The organism is Stenotrophomonas sp. 78350_Sma, assembly GCF_056482105.1.
The window spans coordinates 4,252,061-4,269,388 of the sequence record NZ_CM151182.1 but is presented as its reverse complement, the minus strand read 5'-3'; the positions used below and the strand labels follow the sequence as shown (position 1 = coordinate 4,269,388).

Sequence of the window (17,328 nt, the reverse complement as noted above, 5' to 3'; positions counted from 1 at the left end):
CTGGTGGCATAGCTATGGCCCTCGCGGCCTGATGCTCAGGCCGTCGCAACCTGAATCATCTCGTCGTAATGTTTCTTGTCCACCTCTTCCAGCCACTGGAAGATGTTCCCGATGACGCTGTGGCTTTCGCCTGCCAAGTTTTCTGCGGATTCCTCTGTTATCTCAATAACGTCGCTATGTGAATACTTATTGATAAAGCGGTAGATTTTTTCTTTAAGCTCTGGTGTCGTGATGGTGCAATCTTTTAGGCCAGCCTCCATCAATTGACTAATGTCGCTTCGACGCCTTGGATATTTGAAGGTGAAAAACGATTCAACAAGCTTTCGGGCGAGGTTGGCGGTCAAGAACGCCTCATCTCGATTGAGTGTTGTGTGCGCCCTATATTCGTAGAGCTTCTTGAAGATATAGTGGTACTCGGAACCGTAGTTCTTGAGTGAGTCGTCGGCATCCACAAGTAGGGAGTGACGAGGGGAGCCAGGTGGCGCATCCAGGCGATAAAAGAAGCAATTCTCGGCGTTGCCTTTTTTGACTCGATTCCTATTGGTGCCAGTGAACCAGTCTCTCACTAGCTTAAAGTAAGTGAAGTTGTGAGTCAGCACAAAAAGTTGCTTGGCTTCAGTGCATTGCGTTCTCAAAAACGAGTAGGCGTGAAACAAGTGATTAGAATCAAAGCTTGAGACCGGATCGTCAACGACGACGATCGTATCCTTGATGTTATTTCCATTTTCTTTGAGCTTCGTGATGAAATAGACAAATGCAATCGCAGTTTTCTCACCTTCGCTCAAATTCCCATCGTGCTCACCAACCCCGTTTCTGATGATCTCATAGCCTTTCTTCTTCTGATTGAAGTTCAGGCAAAGCTCAGAGCGGCCAATGAAGCGATGCAGGATGTCATTGAACTCCTTTGCCCCGACCGTTTCATTCGAGAGCGCCGCTTCTATGGCTCCGACCTCTAGACTAATTTTTTCAATTTCCTTATGGTCGTTCTTTGCTTCTGACTCAAGGTCATTGCACTTCTTCTCACTTCCAGCATAGTCAAACTCTTGCACCTCAGCCGCAGCAAAGTGAAGCTCCAGTGCCACCTTGCTTTTTGAGGTCTCAGATTTGAAATTTGAAGTCTTATTGTTGTGCTTTCCAACGAGAGCAACAATCGATTTCAGGATGTCATTGAAATTGGTGACATCGTCTTCAACCACATCCGAGATCTGAATGTCTGTCTTCCCAGGGTCTGTGATCTTGGCCTTCAGGGCTTCCCGCCAGGCGTCGATTTGCTGGTCGATCTTTTCAGCAGCAGTTGCGTAGTCCTTTTGAAGCTTCTCTGCCTCGGCCGATAGTTCTTTATAAAACTCGGTCGATGCGGGAAACTGATTAGCTGGAGCGCCTTGAGATTCAATCCATGTCGCCGCGTTCTGAAGTCGGCTCTGAAACTCCGTGAACTCCTTGCTGAAGTGGGCAGCAAGCGCCTCGGCACGAAGCTGGGCGAACGGAGAGCCGCAGAACTCGCAGGATTGCGAGTCGTGGTTTTTATGGATTTCCAAGCCTGCTTGAACCCATTCGCGGATTTCCGGGTTATCGGTCAGCCGCTGGATTGCTTGATTGACCGCCGTAGTCCCAATCAAATCTCTGATGCGGCCCGCCGCTTTCTTAAAGTAGTCCGGCTCAATGGCCGTTGAGGCGAAAGCAATGCTTGGAAGCTGATCTGGCTTGGCGGCATTCGTAAGGTCGATAACCCTCTCATCTGGAAGAACCGACTCCGCCTTGATAATTGTCTCGCCGTTATTCTGTATGAAGTTGAAGAGCTTGCGGCGGTCGTAATTCAAGTAATAACTGTCGCTCGTATCAATCGCCTGAAGTCCAAGCTTCATTTTCTTGGCAGCATTGGTCAGGAACTTCTCTAATGCCTCACGCTGCTTCTTGATATCGCTTTGCTTGTCGTCGTGAGCCTTCTTTTTCGACTGAAGCTCGCTCTTCAGCTTCTCCAGCTTCTGCAAGTCATCAATCTTCTCTTTCGCAATAAGAAGGATGCTCTTTACGGATTTGTCCCAATCAATGTTCTCATGCACGAAGCGTTGATTGAAAACATGAATATTCAATTGGGATGAGTGGAGTGTGGATTCCGTGATCGTTGAGCCATCCTCCAGAACTACTGAAAATTGGCCCGTGCTGAAGCGGGGAACCATCGAGCGAAGCTCAAAGCAAGAGAATAGATTCGATAACGTTGACTTGCCTGTTCCATTCCAACCATAGACCAGGTTGTACCGGCCGAACTTTTGGATCTTCGTTCCATTGAAGTCGCTGAAGATTCCGAACTGTTTGAGGCGGTTGATGCAGACAATCATCTCTATATCTCCGTGTTCTTGCTTTCCCATCATTTGCTTGCGAAACAAATGGTAAACGAAGAGTCCTCTTGCGTCTCCGCTTCGCGGATCGCGCTGCTCCAGGTTCGCTAGTCGCTCATCCCTGGCGGGACTGGCTTCGCCAGCCTTCCGCATCGCTGACGCCTACGGCCCGGCTTCCAGCTTCGGGCCTGCGCGCTTCGCTTGCGTGCGGTCAGCACAAAGGGATGGCCGTTGCCTTGTCCAGCCGTCTCCCCTGACTTCATCACCTTACCCGCGACCGTAGCCCGCGACCGTGTGCCGTCAAGGCGCGCAGGGCCGTGTCCTCGGCTGCGCCTGCGGGCCGCACCAACCCTGCGCTTGGCTCCTTGACGGCCCCCGTCCGCGCGCTCCTTTGGGCGCGGGCGATGAACTCAGGAAAGACGGTGGCAACAGGGCCAACCGGGTTCCTCGTGCCGACCGCACCAAACAGCCGAAAGGCTGGGCTCCGAATCTAGAAATCCGGTGTGCGGTGTGAACAGCAAACCTCTTTTGTCAGGAGAAAGACCATGCAACTCGCATCCCGTTTCGCTTTCCGCTCCCCCTCGCTGCGCAGCGATTACCCGCTGTCCGACGACCAGATTCACCGCGTGGCCCCGTCCATCTTCGCGGATGCCCCGCACGAGAGCCGTTCGCAGCGGTACGCCTATATCCCCACCGCCGCCGTGCTGACCGAGCTTCGCAAAGAAGGCTTCCAGCCTTTCATGGTGACGCAAACCCGCGTGCGCGACGAAGGCAAGCGCGAGCACACCAAACACATGATTCGCTTGCGCCATGCCAGCCAGATCAACGGCGCGGAGGCCAACGAAATCGTGCTGCTGAACTCGCACGACGGCACCAGCAGCTATCAGATGCTGGCCGGAATGTTCCGGTTCGTGTGCAGCAATGGCCTTGTCTGCGGCAACACCGTGGCCGATGTGCGAGTGCCCCATAAAGGCGACGTGGCCGGTCTGGTCATTGAGGGGGCTTACGAAGTCTTGAGCGGTTTCGATCGGGTGAAGGAATCGCGCGATGCCATGCGCGGCATCACCTTGGACGATGGCGAATCCGAAGTGTTCGCCCGCGCCGCGCTCGCCCTCAAGTACGACGACCCCGACAAGCCCGCGCCCATCACGGAATCGCAAATCCTGATGCCGCGCCGCTTCGACGACCGCCGCCCCGACCTGTGGAGCGTGTTCAACCGCACCCAAGAAAACCTGACCCAAGGCGGGCTGCGTGGCCGCAGCGCCAACGGGCGCCGACAGCAAACCCGCCCGGTGCAGGGCATCGACCAAAACATCCGACTAAATCGCGCCCTCTGGCTGCTGGCCGATGGCATGCGCCAGTTGAAAGCCTGAATCCCCACGCGGCAGGGGCAGGCAGCAGCCCTTGTCGCTTTCTTCGCTGCTGCATCCCTGAACCGATAGGAGTTATCACCATGAACGCCGTTACCCAAACCGAAGCCCGCGCCATCAACACCGCCGCCGCTATCCCGCTGGAAGCCGCTGATCCGACCAAGAACCTGATTCTGGTTCCGCTGTCGCGGCTGGTGTCGCGTCCCACTGGCCGCAACGTGCGCAAGACCCCGCGCATGTCCATTCCCGAACTCGCCGCCAGCATCCAGCGTGTCGGCCTGCTGCAAAACCTCATCGTGATTGCCGCCGCCGATGGCGAGCATTACGAGGTCGTGGCCGGTGACCGTCGCCTCGCAGCGTTGAAGCTGCTGGCGAAAAAGCACCGCATTAGCAAGGAATGGGAGGTGCCTTGCCTGCTGGTGGCCGATGGCACCGCCCGCACGGCCAGCCTCACCGAGAACGTGCAGCGCGAAGCCATGCACCCCGCCGACCAGTTCGAGGCGTTCGCCGCGCTCGTGGCCGAAGGCCGCAGCATCGAGGACATTGCAGCGGATTTCAGCGTCACGCCGCTGGTGGTGCAGCGCCGTCTGAAACTCGCCAACGTGTCGCCGCGCCTGCTGGCCGACTACCGGGCCGAGGCCGTGAGCCTTGACCAGTTGATGGCCCTCGCCATCACCGACGACCATGCTGCGCAGGAAGCCGCGTTCTACGATGCGCCCACATGGCAGCGCGGCCCGCACAACCTGCGCGACCGCCTGACCGAACGCGAAATCGACGCCTACCGGCATCCGCTGGTGCGCTTTGTCGGGCTGGACGGCTACGAGCAGGAAGGCGGTGGCATCCGCCGCGACCTGTTCGCGGAGGGCGACAAAGGCGTGTATCTGACCGATGCCGCACTGCTGGAACGGCTGGCGCAGGACAAGCTGGCAGGTATCGCCGCCAAGGTGCAGGCCGAGGGCTGGGCGTGGGTGGATGCCACGCCGGGCATGACCCATGCCGATCTGCAAGCCTTCCAGCGTGCGCCAAGGGAACGCCGCAGTCCGAACAAGCGCGACGCGCAGCGCATCGAGAAGCTGCAAACCAAGCTGCACGAACTGGCCGAGGCGGTGGATGCCGCGCTGGACGACGAGGACGAGGAAAAGGCCGATGCCTTGCAGGAAGAAGGCGAACGCCTGGGCGAGCAGTTGCAGGCGCTGGAAGATGGCTTGCTGGACTATGCGGCCAACGTGAAGGCCGCAGCCGGTGCCATTGTCACCATCGACCGCGACGGGCAGGCCGCGATTCATCGCGGGCTGCTGCGCGAAGCGGAGGCCAAGGCACTGCGCACGCTGGAGCGGCTGCGGCAGGGTTTCGGCAGCGAAGGCGAAGCCGCGAACGAGGACGCAGGCGAGGACGACGAGCAGCCCAAGACCGCCGCCATGTCTGACCGACTGGCGCAGCGGTTGAGCGCGCACCGTACCGCTGCGCTGCAAATCGAAGTTGCACGGCATCCGCAAGCAGCGCTGGCCGCCGTGGTGCATGGCATGGTGCAGACCGTCTTGCAGGAAAGGCACTACGGGCACGACCTGCCGCTGGGTGTGCGCCTCACGGTGCAAGACCGGCTGGAAGGCATGGCCCCGGACTGGCCGGAATCACCCGCCGCCGTGGCGCTGCGCGAACTGCAACAGGTGGCAGGCGAAACCTTGCCGGAGGACAGCGCCGAACTGTTCGCCGCGCTGCTGGCGAAATCACAGGATGAACTGGTGCGGCTGTTGGCCGTGTGCTTAGCTTCCACGGTGGACGTGGTGACGCCTCGCGCCACGCCGCACCAGCCCGGCGCGGAACTGGCGCAGGCCGTGGGGCTGGATATGGCCGCGTGGTGGCAGCCCACCAATGAGGGTTACTTCCGGCATGTGCCGAAGGCCGCGATTCTGGAAGCCGTTGGCGGGTTCGCGCCCTCGCACGTCACCCGACTGGCGAAGTTGAAGAAGGGCGACATTGCCAGCGAAGCCGAACGGCTGGCCGCTGGCACCGGCTGGATGCCCGCCATCTTCCGCTCCGAAGGCCCGCAGCAGACCGGGCAGGACGCGCCGGCGGATGGCGAAGCCGAAGCACAGGAAGAAGTGGCCGCCGTGGCGGATGACCAGCCGCAGGCCGAGGCTTTGGCCGCGTGACTTCGCACCGTAGATAGCGCCCCGGTTCCGGCCGGGGCGCTTCATGTTGAGGATGCCTGCCATGACCCACCAACCCGCAAACCGCCCCCGCATAGCTGCGACCTATGCCTCCGGCACGGTGCGCGCCCGCCGCTGGCACGGCGACGGCGACGTGCGCGGCTACCGTCCGCCGCGTGGCTGGACGGCCCGCGCCGACCTGACCGATCTGCATCCCCTCACGGGCCGCGCCTTGCCGCGCGCCGTGTGGTGGATCATCGAAACCAAGGAATAACGAGCCGCACCGGCCCCAAGCCGTGCCGCCTTGGGGCCGGTGGTCGAAAACTCCGGGCGCGGCGGTGGCCGCGCCCGGTTTCACTGCTCAAAGCCAAAACGCCCCATCGCCGCCTTCGGACAGGCGGCGATGGGGCCACGCACAAGGGCGCTCGTGCGCGAAATCCACGAAGCCAGCAAGTGTGGCGGCGCATCGCGCCGCCAACGATTCGACCGAGCCCCGCCGCAATGGGCGGGGCTGGTGTGGCTACGCCCCGGCTTGCTGCGGCAGGTTGCACGAAAGCGTGCCGTCCCCGACGCTGGCGGTTCGTTGTCTGTACGTCACGAAAGACGGTTCACCGACACGCCGCCCAGCCTCGCTTCTATGGAGCTTCCACACCACGCCTCAGTATGTGGCCGTGAGCTGCGGCAGGGGCGCTCTGGCCTTGTCGTCGGGGCATTGACCTGGCCCGCGTCAGGGCGCAAGCCGGTGCAGCCGTCACGCGGGGATGCCGAGTTGGCCACGTCTCCATTCGGGAGCGGGCGGCCTGTGCGTCCTTGTCTTGTTGTGAATCCTGGCGGTGGCGCGGCTGCGCCTTGTGCTTGATGGCCGCAACCTTGCAGCGAAAACAATTTCCCCTGCGCTGCGCGCATTCCTCGCGGGACAAATTCTTTTCGCTTCCAGGTTCTCCACGTTGTTGCGACCGCTGTGCGGTGCGACCAGCCCATCCCCCGCCGGCCGGATCACAACAAGGACGCACTGGCGCGACCTTGTTCAACCCGAAAGGAGAAACATCATGGCTAACATCGGCACCTTCACCGCAGAGAAAGACGGCTTCACCGGCACGCTTCGCACCCTGACGCTCAACGTCAAGGTCAAGCTGGTTCCCAACGACAAGGGCGACACCGAGAACGCCCCCGACTTCCACCTGCAAGCGGCTGGCCACGAAGTCGGCGCAGCGTGGAAGAAGACCAGCGAGGCCGGGCGGGAATACCTGTCCGTATCCATCGACGACCCTTCGTTCCCGGCGACGGTCTATGCCCGCCTGATCGAGAACGAGGACGGCACGCACGACCTGATCTGGTCGCGCAACAAGCCGAAGGCGGCCTGACAGCCGCTTACCGCGTCCCGCCCACTGCGGCGGGGCGCGATGCTGCTGATCGCAGCACCGCACGCGCAGGATTTCTGCTGCTGCCGCGTGCTGGATACGCCCGTCACGGCGGGCCTGCATGCGTGCCTTGTGGCTCGCAATCCGTGTCAACGAGCGGTGTGTGGCGTGTCGGCGCTGTAAGCGCCGCCGGGCTTTCGGGCTTCGCCCCGTGCCGGCAAGCCGTCACGGCCATCCGGCTTCAATCCCTCACGCCTTCGCGCCTGCGGCGCTGCGCGCTCCGCTTGCTGCAATTCAGTACCACACGCCAACGCGCTAAGGCGTGTCGGGCTCTTCCAATATCGCCCTGAGTTCCTGGCGCACCTGTGCCAGCAATTCATCAGCTTCGCGGGTGCTGTCACCGGCATAAGCCAATGTGAGCAGCGTGAGCGGATGCACTTCCATGACCTCGCACAGATCGGCCAGCTTCTGGATGGTTGGGCTTTTCAGGTCGCGCTCCAGCGTGCTCATGTAGGTGCGACTGGACACGTTGGAGAACGCTTCCTGGCTCAAACCACGCGCCTTCCTTACCGTCCGAATCGCCGCTGCCAATGAGTTCTTCGCTGCCACCTATGGTTTCCCCAAAAAACCAAGATGACAGCCCATTGCGCCCTATAGGACTACAATCTATAGTGTTCATTTGGTGGTGATGTTTTCCTTTTCCGTGCTTTTACGGAGATCCGCATCTGCGGATTTCCTCAGACCCAGGGAACCGCATCCGTGTCTTTCCTGACTTCCACCAATACGCCTTCGTGCCTCTCCGCTTTTGCGGCTTCGTGCGCTTGCGCATACGTGCATCCGTCCGCAGGCACAGATGCGCCTCGGCGATTGCGTGTGTTCGTGGAAGGGGCGCGGCCTTGACCACGCTTGTCACCGAGGAAGACCGGGTGCACCTACTGGCCCACGGCCTCACCCGCGCCGCAGGCCAGGAATGTGACCCGCTGCCCGTGGTGCGCCTGTTCACACCGGACGCACATGCGACCTGGCTATTGGCCGCGCTCGATCCGACCGATGGCGATACGGCCTACGGCCTGATCGACCTCGGGATCGGGATGCCTGCCCTGGCGACGGTGAAGCTGTCCGATCTGGCGTCCATCGTCGGGCCGCTCAAGCAGCCCGTGATACGAGATCGGTATTTCCAGCCGACGCGGCCGCTGTCGGAATACGTTCGACTGGCTCAGGAAAACGGTTCGATCACCGATTGACGCATTCCAGCGCGACCAGGCAAAAAGTATCGCATTGTGACTATTTCGGTCTTAGCCAAGACCTGGCAAGTCTTGATCCGCATGCTTGCACCAGGGTGGTGCGCTCCTGACCAAAACAGTCATGATGCCAGGCGCGAGATTCGGCACGGTGTTCAATGCTGCACCCCATTTCCGGGCGGTGCAGTCGTCGCATTTAGACGATTTCGGCAATGCACTGGAGCGAATCTGTCTTGACACCAGCAGTTAAAGCGTAACCCGAGTTTGATGACCACTTGATGGCGATTCGATAGCTCCCGCACAGCGGAATTGTGGCGACGTTCCCAGAAACAGGGAGGTTTCGCCATGACTGACCGCAGCAGCCAACACTGGTATCCCACGGCCGCGTATCTCTACACGCTGCACCTCGATGGCCCAGCGCTGGCTTGGGAGTATTTGCGCAGGAATCCAAGCTACCGGCGCGACTGGCTACGCCGGCGTCGCAAGCCTGATGCGGCGCAGGCCTGGGGCCTGCGCCTGCTGGAAGATCCCGGCCTGGATGCGCGCGACGCACATCCTGCTTGGTTCCCCGATCACGATGCCGTGGTGCAGCTATACCCCGACGCCGACCCACCACCCGATGCGCATACCTTCGAGTTCTGGCGCATTCCTGGGCGCAAGCAACTGACCCACGACGGCAAGCGCCTGGTGCTCGTATCGCATTGGCCAGGCTGCTGCGTTCGGCTGGCACTCGCACCCGACCTGGAAGATGGTTCGGCCTATCTCTACGCCACACGCGCCTGCGCCACGCCCTGTGCGCGCTACCGCACGCTCGCTGCGAAGCTGGATGCGCTATCTGCCGCAACCGTGGCCACGCCTGTGGCAACAGCCCGCTCCCGCCCCACGCCCGCCGCGCTGCTGGAACTGCATACCTTGCAAGCGCTCGACGCGACCCTCGCGGGAGCCTCCTTGCGCGAGGTGGGCGAAGGTCTGTTCGGCGCGGATGCCGTCGCGGCCGACTGGCACAAAGACAGTGCATTGCGTGCCCGCGTACGGCGGCTGGTACGCCGCGGCGATGAGCTGATGCACGGCGGCTACCGCCGACTAGCGCAGCTTCCAATGTTCCCGTCGCATTAGGGGGGACGTTTCTCGACCCGTGCGAATCGTCCCTTAGCAAGAAGCCTTGCTTTCTTGAGAGTGCCTCTATCCGGCCGCGTGGTGTGGCCGGGCTTGATGGAGGTACATCCCATGCGACCTGCTCCCTCGCGGCCTGCCGCCGCTGCCGTCACTGCGACCTCGCAGCCTCAACGCTACCTGACAAACGACGAAGCCGCCGACTACCTGCGGCTGTCGCCGCGCACGCTGGAGAAGCAGCGGGTGATCGGCGGCGGCCCCAAGTTCCGCAAGTTCGGCCGCCGCGTCATGTACGCGGTGTCCGACCTCGATGCCTGGGCCGACCAGCGCAGCTACGAGGCCACGTCCGATCCCGAATACGCCGAGCGCCACGCGGGCGACTACCGTGATGGCCGCTGATCGTCGGCGCGTGGGTGGCCTTCGCCATGTCCAGCCCGCCAGGGCAAGCCTTGCCGCAGCGCGAACAGCTCGATCTGTTCCGCGCGCTGCCGGGCGACATGGCGCCACGCGATTCCCAGGACTTGATGGCCTTTCCGTTCTTCTCGCTTGCCAAGTCGCGGCGCACGGCGCCGATCGACTTCCGCAGCGGGAACGTCACCATTCGCGTGGAAGGCACGCAGGAGCACGGCATCGCAACGATATGGGATGCCGACGTGCTGATATGGGCCGCCTCGCAGATCGTGGAGGCGCGCGACGCGGGCCTGCGCCCGTCGCGCTGGATACGCGCCACGCCTTACGAGATTTTGCGCTTCATCGGGCGCGGCACGTCCCTCAACGACTACCAGCGCCTGAAGGCCGCCCTCGACCGGCTGCAATCGACCACGGTGGCCACGTCCATCCGCGAAACCACGGGAAGGCGCTTGCATCGCTTCTCGTGGATCAACGAGTGGAAGGAACTCGCCGACGCCAGCGGCACCCCGCTGGGCATCGAGCTGATCTTGCCGGACTGGTTCTATGCCGGCGTGCTCGACGCCGCCCTGGTGCTGACCATCGACCCGGCCTATTTCCGCTTGAAGGGCGGTATCGAACGCTGGCTGTACCGCCTGGTGCGCAAGCATGGCGGGCGGCAGGAGCACGGCTGGCAATTCGACTTCCGACACCTGTACCGCAAATCCGGCAGCGCGGCCCGCTTCTCGGACTTCGCCTACGACGTGCGCGCCCTGGTGGCGCGGCAGTCGTTGCCCGGCTACGTCCTCGGCATCGAGCGGATGCCGGACGACAACACCGAGCTGCTGACCTTCCGGCCCGTGCCGCACGCGGCACGGGGATAACTGCGGGAGAACCTGTGGACGGCCTCGTGCTATCAGGAGTACCGGGTATCGTGCTATCAGGAGTACGACCCTCGTGCTATCAGGAGTACGAAAACGCCGGAAAGCCAACAACGGCGCGGGTTTGCGTTCCCTCTAACTTACCTAACAAGAAATACATAACTTTTAGTAGAAGCGCGCCGTTTCGGTGGACAACCACGAAACGGCACGGCCAGGCCGGCTTTCCAGCTCGGAGGGCCGCGCCATGATCTTCGCGTTTCTCAACCAGAAAGGCGGCGTCGGCAAGACCACGCTCGCCACGCACATCGCCGGCGAACTGGCGATGCGCGGCCTGCATGTCATCCTGCTGGATGCCGACCCGCAGGGGTCATCGCTCGACTGGACGCAGCGGCGTAGCCAGCAGGGCCTGCCCCGTCTGTTCAGCGCCGTGGGCCTTGCCCGCGAAACGCTGCATCAGGAAGCGCCAGAACTCGCCAGGCGGGCCGATCACATCATCATCGACGGCCCGCCGCGCATCGCCGCCCTCGCGCGTTCCGCGCTGCTGGCGGCCGAGCGCGTGCTGATCCCCGTGCAGCCCAGCCCCTACGACGTATGGGCTTCTGCCGAGATGGTCGCACTGATCCGCGAAGCACAGGTGTTCCGGCCAGCGCTGCGCGCGGCCTTCGTCATCAACCGGCGCGTCAGCACCACCATCATCGGCAGGGAGGCACGGCAATCGCTGGCCGAACAGCCGCTGCCCGCGCTGCGCTCGGAGATCCACCAGCGCATCGTCTTTGCCGACAGCGTAGCCGCTGGCCGGCTCGCCCGCGAAACCGCGCCCGACAGCGCCGCTGCCCGCGAGATCGCCGCGCTCACCGACGAACTGCTGCGGTGGCCGACATGACTGGGAAGCCACCACCACGCAGCAAGCGCGTCGGCATCGGTGCGCGTCCCCCAGCGAATCCGCACGCCGAAGCGTGGATTCGCCAGGGCGACGCAGATGCCGTGCAGAAAGGCGACCTCTACACCGCTCGACTGACGCTCGACATCACGCCCGCCATGCGGGCGCGCATCAAGGTGTCGGCCTTCACGCGAGGCGTGACCGTAGCCGAACTGCTGCGCGACCTGCTGGAGCGGGAGTTTCCCCCGGAGGGCACGCCGTGAACGCATCCGCTTCGACCGCCCACACCCCCAAAGCAAGTGCGCCCACGGCTGCGCCGCCGCCGGCGCCTTCGACACTCGCCGGCCAGGCCGGCAACGTGCCGCTGACGCGCGTGGCGCTGGCCTACATCGAACCGCGCTTCAAGCTCTACCTGCGCTTCGGCGAACCGGCGCGCACGCTCCAGCTCGACCGCTGGCGGCGCTGCGCCGTGTTCCTGCCGAACGCGGTTCTGTGCCGCATCCGTTGGCAGGCCAACGACTACGGCACGATCCGCTGGCAGCTCATGGTGATGCAGACCGCCACGCCGCTGGACGCCGTGCAGCGCATCCCCGGCGTGCAGCCGGGCGCGCGTCTGCTGCTGCACGCCGAAGGCGATGCCAACGTGCGCGCCGTGCTGGAACGCATCGACGGCATCGAGGCGCTGGGCATCGCAGCCGCAGACACATCGCCCGCGTACTGGCGCACGCTCGCGAACCGGCTCGCAGCGCGCTCGGCGCTACCCACATACACCGCAGAACGGCACGCCGCCTGGCTGGCCGGGAGGGCATTGCCATGACCACGATTTCCACGACCGGCCCCGTGCCGCATCCTCGCTCGCGCCTGCGCGCTCGCCTCGTGCTGGCAGGCTTCGCCACCGTCGGCCTCGCTGCGCTGGCCTGGGCGGCGTTCGTGCAGCCCCTGCCGCGAATGGCCTACAACCCGTCCGACAGCGTGGCGGTCGGTTGGTATCGCATCGAACCGTTCGACCCGCGCACCGCCTCGCGGCCACGTCCGCTGTCCGTGGACAGCATCGTGCTGATGCCGCTGCCCGACAGGGCCGCCATGCTGGCTGCGCAGCGCGGCTACCTGCCGACCCGCGTTCCGCTGCTCAAACGTGTGGGCGCAGTCGCGCCACAACACGTTTGCATCGTCGCCGGCCAGGTTCGCATCGACGGCGTGCCGGTGGCCGCCGCCCTGCCTGCCGACCGGCTGGGCCGGCCGCTGCCATCCTTGCAGCTTTGCCGCCGTCTCCAACCGGGCGAACTGTTCCTGTTGAGCGCGACCAACCCGGCGTCGTTCGACAGCCGCTATTTCGGGCCGGTCAGCGCGTTCGCCGTGATCGGCGTTGCGCATCCGATCTGGCTGGAGACACGTCCATGATGGCCGCCGATTCGCTGCACTTTGCCGCGCCTCTCATCGTGCCATCGGGCATGTCGTTCTACTGTTCGTCGCCGTGTCGTCGCGCGTGCAGTGCGGGTGCATTCGCACCGCACTTCGCGCTGCCTTCGGCGCAGCCGCCCAACGTGCAGGCGTCTTGCCTCGAACGCGCCTGGCCTGCGGCCATTGGCGTGTTCGCCGGCGGGCTGGCTGCTCGTGCAGCAGCGCCGCCGGGCCGCCGATGCCCGGAGCGGGAGCGAGGGGCAAAGGCGGAAGGCAAGACAAAAGGGTTCGGCACTCTGCCGCCCGCAAAGCCAGTCTGCACGTGGGGGTGGCGCGGCACGGCGCGGCTTCGCCGCCGTGCCGCGTGGGGCGCGAGGCACGCGCCGATGCAGGCATGTCCGCGTGCTTCGCACGCTCGGACACGCCGGAGCTTGCAGGGAGCACAGCCATGACCGACCGCGGCGACCATGATTTCTGGGTGCGCCCTGGCGCGCCGAAGAACCGAGGCAAAGGCCAGGGCCAGAGCTTCGTTTCCAAGGTGCTCAAGCAGGCTGGCAAGGCCAGCGGCGGCAAGTCGGCGGTGCGCCGTCCTACCGCTGGCGGGAGCGGCCAGCACGCCGGCCAGCGGCCCGGCTCACGGCTTGGACGCGGCCATACGGCGGCGCGCTTCGCAGGCGCAAAGCTGACCCCTATGTCACGGCGCGTGACCATCAAGACGCTGCTGGTCAACCAGCGCAACGCCAGTCCGCAGTCGCTCGCCAAGCACCTGCGCTACATCGAGCGCGACGGTGCCGGCCGGAACGGCGAGCCGGGCCGTGCCTACGGGCCGCAGACCGACGAAGCCGACCTCGATGCCTTCAAGGAACGCTGCCAGGACGACCGACATCATTTCCGCTTCATCGTCTCACCTGAAGACAGTGCGGAGCTGGACGACCTGCGCACCTACACCCGGCACCTGATGAACCGGATGGAGGCCGACCTGGGGACGCGGCTGGATTGGGTGGCGGTCGATCACTGGAACACCGACAACCCGCACACGCACCTGATCGTGCGCGGACGCGACGATACCGGCAAAGACCTCATCATCGCGGGCGACTACATCGCCCACGGCTTCCGCCATCGCGCCGCCGAGCTGGCGACGGAATGGCTGGGGCCGCGCACCGAACTGGAGATCCAGCAGACCTTGCAGCGCGAGGTGGAGCAAGAGCGGTGGACGAGCCTCGACCGCACGTTGCAGCGCGAGGCCGGCGAGGATGGCCGGGTGCAGATCGAACGCTTCAACGAACCCCGGCTGCAACGCCAGCGCCTGCTGCTGATCGGCCGCCTGCAACACTTGCAGCGCCTGGGCCTGGCCGACGAGGTGCAGCCCGGCACCTGGGCCGTCCATGCGGACGCGGAGAAGACCTTGCGTGCCCTGGGCGAGCGTGGCGACATCATCCGAACGATGCAGCGGGCCATGAGCGGCAAGCCTCGCGAGCTGGCGGTGTTCGAGCCGGGCGACGACGGCCGCACTATCGTCGGTCGCGTGGCTGCTAAGGGTCTGGCCGACGAGCTGCACGACCGCGGCTATCTGGTCATCGACGGGTTGGACGGCAAAGCCCACTACGTCGCGTTGGACGCCCGCGACGAGCTGGCGAACTATCCCATCGGCGCGGTGGTGGAGGTACGCGGTTCCGCCGAGGTGCGGGCGGCCGACAAGAACATCGCCACGCTGGCGAGCAATGGCCTGTACCGCACCGATCACCACCTGGCGATCGAGCAAGGCCGAGCCAAGCCCGGCCGCGACCCGCAAGAGGCTGTGGCGGCCCATATCCGCCGGCTGGAAGCCCTACGGCGGGCCGGCATCGTGGAGCGCGTGGCCGAGGGGTTATGGAAGGTGCCGGACGACTTGGCCGAGCGTGGCCGCCAGTACGACGCGCAGCGGCTGGGCGGCGTGGCGGTCGAACTGAAATCGCATCTGCCGATTGAACGGCAGGCCCGCGTCATCGGCGCGACCTGGCTGGATCAGCAGTTGATCGGCGGCGGCAAGGGACTGGGCGACCTGGGCTTTGGCGGCGATGCTAGGCAAGCCTTGCAGCAGCGCGCCGACTTCCTCGAAGAACAGGGGCTGGCCCAGCGGCGCGGGCAGCGGCTGATTCTCTCCCGGAATCTGCTGGAAACGCTGCGCAATCGGGAGCTGGCGCAGGCCGCCCAGCACATTGCCGCCGATAGCGGATTGGAGCATCGGCACGTCACAGACGGGCAGCGCGTAGCCGGCATCTACCGGCGCTCGGTCATGCTCGCCAGCGGTCGCTATGCGCTGCTCGATGACGGCATGGGATTCAGTCTGGTGCCTTGGCGGCCGATAATCGAGCCACGACTGGGGCAGCAGATCGCCGCGACTGTACGCGGCGGCGGTGTGTCATGGGAGGTTGGACGGCAAAGAGGTCCTGGGATTGGATCGGGGCCGTAGGCTGTCGTACCGAGTTAAGGTGTCGAGCAGCGTTTTGGCCCTAGCTTCTGTGCTCCGTTAAGACGACTAGTCTGTGCTTATCGACGACGCTGTGGGTGCATGGTTGCTTGCCAATTCCGGTGCAACTCGCAAACGCGCTGCCCCGACCTGAACTGCCCATTCAACGATCTGCCCGGCCAATATATCCGTGGCGACACCGAACGCGCTCACCACATCGGCCTCTCGCTTGCTGCCTGTGGCTTGGATTGCTTCGAAGCGTCTACTGGCAATAGCAGTCCGTTTGGCCGGATCGACCAGTTGCACATCGAGCCGAACCGCGGCGATCGCTTCAGTGCCGCGGTATTCGAGCTGGAACGCCCGCAGCGTACTGCGCAACTCCATATCGGCGCTCATTGGGGTGCTATCGGTAATCACGGAAGTCGACCGCCCATCGCGCATGAAGGCTTCGACGATTCGGTCACGCAGCAGCACCGGTGCGGGGTCGGCCCAACGCACTCCTTGCCAAGCCGACAAGCGACCATCGGGCTGCGCAATGAACAGCCGCTCCGAATCCAGGACGCGACTACTCTCAGGGGCGTAGACGCGCAGCGCCCCGGGTCCCGGAACGGCGCGCGGCGTACTCTCCGCCTGGGCGATGTGATAGTCGGGCAATTTGTAGGTGACCATTGGAGCTGCTTTGGGAAGCACACTGCACGCGGACAAGCCGAGTACTAGCGTCATAGTCACGGCAGCGACGGGAATCATCCTGGCGGAAGTGTTCACGGCTTGGTTTCCTCAATGTTCTCTCCACCGAGCAGGTATTGCGCCGGATTGCGATCCAGTCGGCGCAGCACGGTGTTTAGATTGGCCAGCGCCTGCTGGAGTTCGTGCATGGCAGGACCTGTGGCGGCCAAGCCCTGGTTCAGCGATTCCTGATTGTTTTGCAGTAGCGTCTCAACCCTGAAAGCGGCGCGTTCGAGGGATGCCGTTGCATCACGCGTGTTCACCATGATTTGCTTACCATCGTTATTTAGTAGCAGGTTGGCATCGCGAAGAGTGCTATTTGCTTGGCGCACGGCAGCTGTCGATTCTCTGCTTGCTTCGGTCAGATTGCTGATTAACGTCGCGATCTCGGCCCTCTGGTCAGCGACCGCGCCCGTGGTCTGTTCAAGATTCACCAGACTGCGGTGCACAAGAGCCAAATTCTCCTTCGACAGTAACTCCTGCGTGCGCAGCAAGATGCCGTTGAGTGTCGTCATGCTGTTCCCCTCACCGGAGACCAGGGATGCCATCGCCGAACGTGGTGCGAGGATCAACGGTTCCTCGTCCTCTCTCCGATCCAGCAATGGCACGTTTGGCCCACCGTCGCTCAACTCGATCACCGCGTTGCCGGTAATTCCCGTGATGACCAATTCAGCGCGGGTATCCTGCCGGACCGGGATGGTGGCATTGATGCGTACGCGCGCTATCGCCCGCCTTGGGTCTCGCGGTGAAAGAGAAAGTGCAACGACTTCGCCAATCGTGATTCCGCTGTACTGAACCTGGCTGCCGGGCGTAAGCCCGGTCACTGGCTCATCGAACATAATCCGGTAATACTGGTAATCGTGGTCGGAACGTGTGTCGCTGAGCCAAAGCGCGAAGCCAATACCAATCGCACCGAGCAGCACGACGAACAGACCAATGAATACATGATGGGCACGTGGTTCCATGATCAGACCACCTCGTTCTCAGAGTTTAAATATTGCGTGCGCCCAGCCCAATGCGTGCGCGACGG

General features: G+C 63.4%; 17 protein-coding genes. 13 read left to right on the top strand and 4 right to left on the bottom strand.

Features of this window, described 5'->3' with window-relative positions:
* Positions 1 to 35 precede the first annotated feature (35 nt).
* Positions 36 to 2,492, bottom strand: coding sequence for an ATP-binding protein (locus ACZK4H_RS19665; protein WP_001223964.1), 2,457 nt, complete (start codon positions 2,490 to 2,492; stop codon positions 36 to 38).
* A gap of 392 nt (positions 2,493 to 2,884) precedes the next feature.
* Here ACZK4H_RS19665 and ACZK4H_RS19660 point away from each other — a divergent pair, with 392 nt between their 5' ends.
* The 4 genes from ACZK4H_RS19660 (at position 2,885) to ACZK4H_RS19645 (ending at position 7,223) form a co-directional block, all read left to right on the top strand.
* Complete coding sequence (locus ACZK4H_RS19660; protein WP_003092327.1) at positions 2,885 to 3,712, top strand: DUF932 domain-containing protein; 828 nt, start codon at positions 2,885 to 2,887, stop codon at positions 3,710 to 3,712.
* A gap of 80 nt (positions 3,713 to 3,792) precedes the next feature.
* Positions 3,793 to 5,862: a ParB/RepB/Spo0J family partition protein gene (locus tag ACZK4H_RS19655; protein WP_000994919.1), complete on the top strand. Its 2,070-nt coding sequence runs from the start codon at positions 3,793 to 3,795 to the stop codon at positions 5,860 to 5,862.
* 61 nt (positions 5,863 to 5,923) lie between these two features.
* A complete protein-coding gene (locus ACZK4H_RS19650; RefSeq protein ID WP_022580212.1) occupies positions 5,924 to 6,133 on the top strand; it encodes a hypothetical protein in 210 nt (69 codons plus the stop codon).
* A 775-nt stretch (positions 6,134 to 6,908) separates the two neighbouring features.
* On the top strand, positions 6,909 to 7,223 hold the full coding sequence (locus ACZK4H_RS19645; RefSeq protein WP_001273857.1) for a DUF736 domain-containing protein: 315 nt from the start codon (positions 6,909 to 6,911) through the stop codon (positions 7,221 to 7,223).
* 312 nt (positions 7,224 to 7,535) lie between these two features.
* On the opposite strand, the gene ACZK4H_RS19640 is transcribed toward ACZK4H_RS19645, so the two are convergent.
* Positions 7,536 to 7,829, bottom strand: coding sequence for a helix-turn-helix domain-containing protein (locus ACZK4H_RS19640; protein WP_006379425.1), 294 nt, complete (start codon positions 7,827 to 7,829; stop codon positions 7,536 to 7,538).
* A gap of 287 nt (positions 7,830 to 8,116) precedes the next feature.
* On the opposite strand from ACZK4H_RS19640, the gene ACZK4H_RS19635 reads away from it, so the two are divergent.
* From ACZK4H_RS19635 to ACZK4H_RS19595, 9 genes are all read left to right on the top strand, one after another.
* On the top strand, positions 8,117 to 8,464 hold the full coding sequence (locus ACZK4H_RS19635) for a DUF2958 domain-containing protein (protein ID WP_016487838.1): 348 nt from the start codon (positions 8,117 to 8,119) through the stop codon (positions 8,462 to 8,464).
* 342 nt (positions 8,465 to 8,806) lie between these two features.
* Positions 8,807 to 9,577, top strand: a complete 771-nt coding sequence (locus ACZK4H_RS19630) for a DUF2285 domain-containing protein (RefSeq protein ID WP_003092318.1) — start codon at positions 8,807 to 8,809, stop codon at positions 9,575 to 9,577.
* Between the two features lie 111 nt (positions 9,578 to 9,688).
* A complete protein-coding gene (locus ACZK4H_RS19625) occupies positions 9,689 to 9,973 on the top strand; it encodes a helix-turn-helix transcriptional regulator (protein WP_001247107.1) in 285 nt (94 codons plus the stop codon).
* Between the two features lie 14 nt (positions 9,974 to 9,987).
* Positions 9,988 to 10,845: a replication initiator protein A gene (locus ACZK4H_RS19620; protein WP_003092315.1), complete on the top strand. Its 858-nt coding sequence runs from the start codon at positions 9,988 to 9,990 to the stop codon at positions 10,843 to 10,845.
* Positions 10,846 to 11,086: 241 nt separating this feature from the next.
* On the top strand, positions 11,087 to 11,725 hold the full coding sequence (parA, locus tag ACZK4H_RS19615; protein WP_003092312.1) for a ParA family partition ATPase: 639 nt from the start codon (positions 11,087 to 11,089) through the stop codon (positions 11,723 to 11,725).
* Positions 11,722 to 11,985: a hypothetical protein gene (locus ACZK4H_RS19610; protein ID WP_000147048.1), complete on the top strand. Its 264-nt coding sequence runs from the start codon at positions 11,722 to 11,724 to the stop codon at positions 11,983 to 11,985. The genes parA and ACZK4H_RS19610 overlap by 4 nt, the downstream gene beginning before the upstream one ends.
* Positions 11,982 to 12,539 carry a DUF2840 domain-containing protein gene (locus ACZK4H_RS19605; RefSeq protein WP_023093372.1) on the top strand — a complete coding sequence of 186 codons (558 nt, stop codon included), beginning with the start codon at positions 11,982 to 11,984 and terminating at the stop codon, positions 12,537 to 12,539. Before ACZK4H_RS19610 ends, ACZK4H_RS19605 begins: the two co-directional genes overlap by 4 nt.
* Positions 12,536 to 13,123 carry a S26 family signal peptidase gene (locus ACZK4H_RS19600; RefSeq protein ID WP_003092304.1) on the top strand — a complete coding sequence of 196 codons (588 nt, stop codon included), beginning with the start codon at positions 12,536 to 12,538 and terminating at the stop codon, positions 13,121 to 13,123. The genes ACZK4H_RS19605 and ACZK4H_RS19600 overlap by 4 nt, the downstream gene beginning before the upstream one ends.
* Before the next feature lie 448 nt (positions 13,124 to 13,571).
* Positions 13,572 to 15,575: a relaxase/mobilization nuclease domain-containing protein gene (locus tag ACZK4H_RS19595; protein WP_000132148.1), complete on the top strand. Its 2,004-nt coding sequence runs from the start codon at positions 13,572 to 13,574 to the stop codon at positions 15,573 to 15,575.
* A gap of 66 nt (positions 15,576 to 15,641) precedes the next feature.
* Here ACZK4H_RS19595 and ACZK4H_RS19590 read toward each other — a convergent pair whose 3' ends face one another.
* Entirely contained in the window at positions 15,642 to 16,241 is a 600-nt protein-coding gene (locus ACZK4H_RS19590) for an ABC-type transport auxiliary lipoprotein family protein (protein ID WP_003124411.1), read from the bottom strand.
* Between the two features lie 92 nt (positions 16,242 to 16,333).
* The gene (locus ACZK4H_RS19585) at positions 16,334 to 17,263 is read right to left on the bottom strand and encodes an MlaD family protein (RefSeq protein ID WP_000433686.1); all 930 of its coding nucleotides are present in this window, start codon (positions 17,261 to 17,263) and stop codon (positions 16,334 to 16,336) included.
* Positions 17,264 to 17,328: the final 65 nt, after the last annotated feature.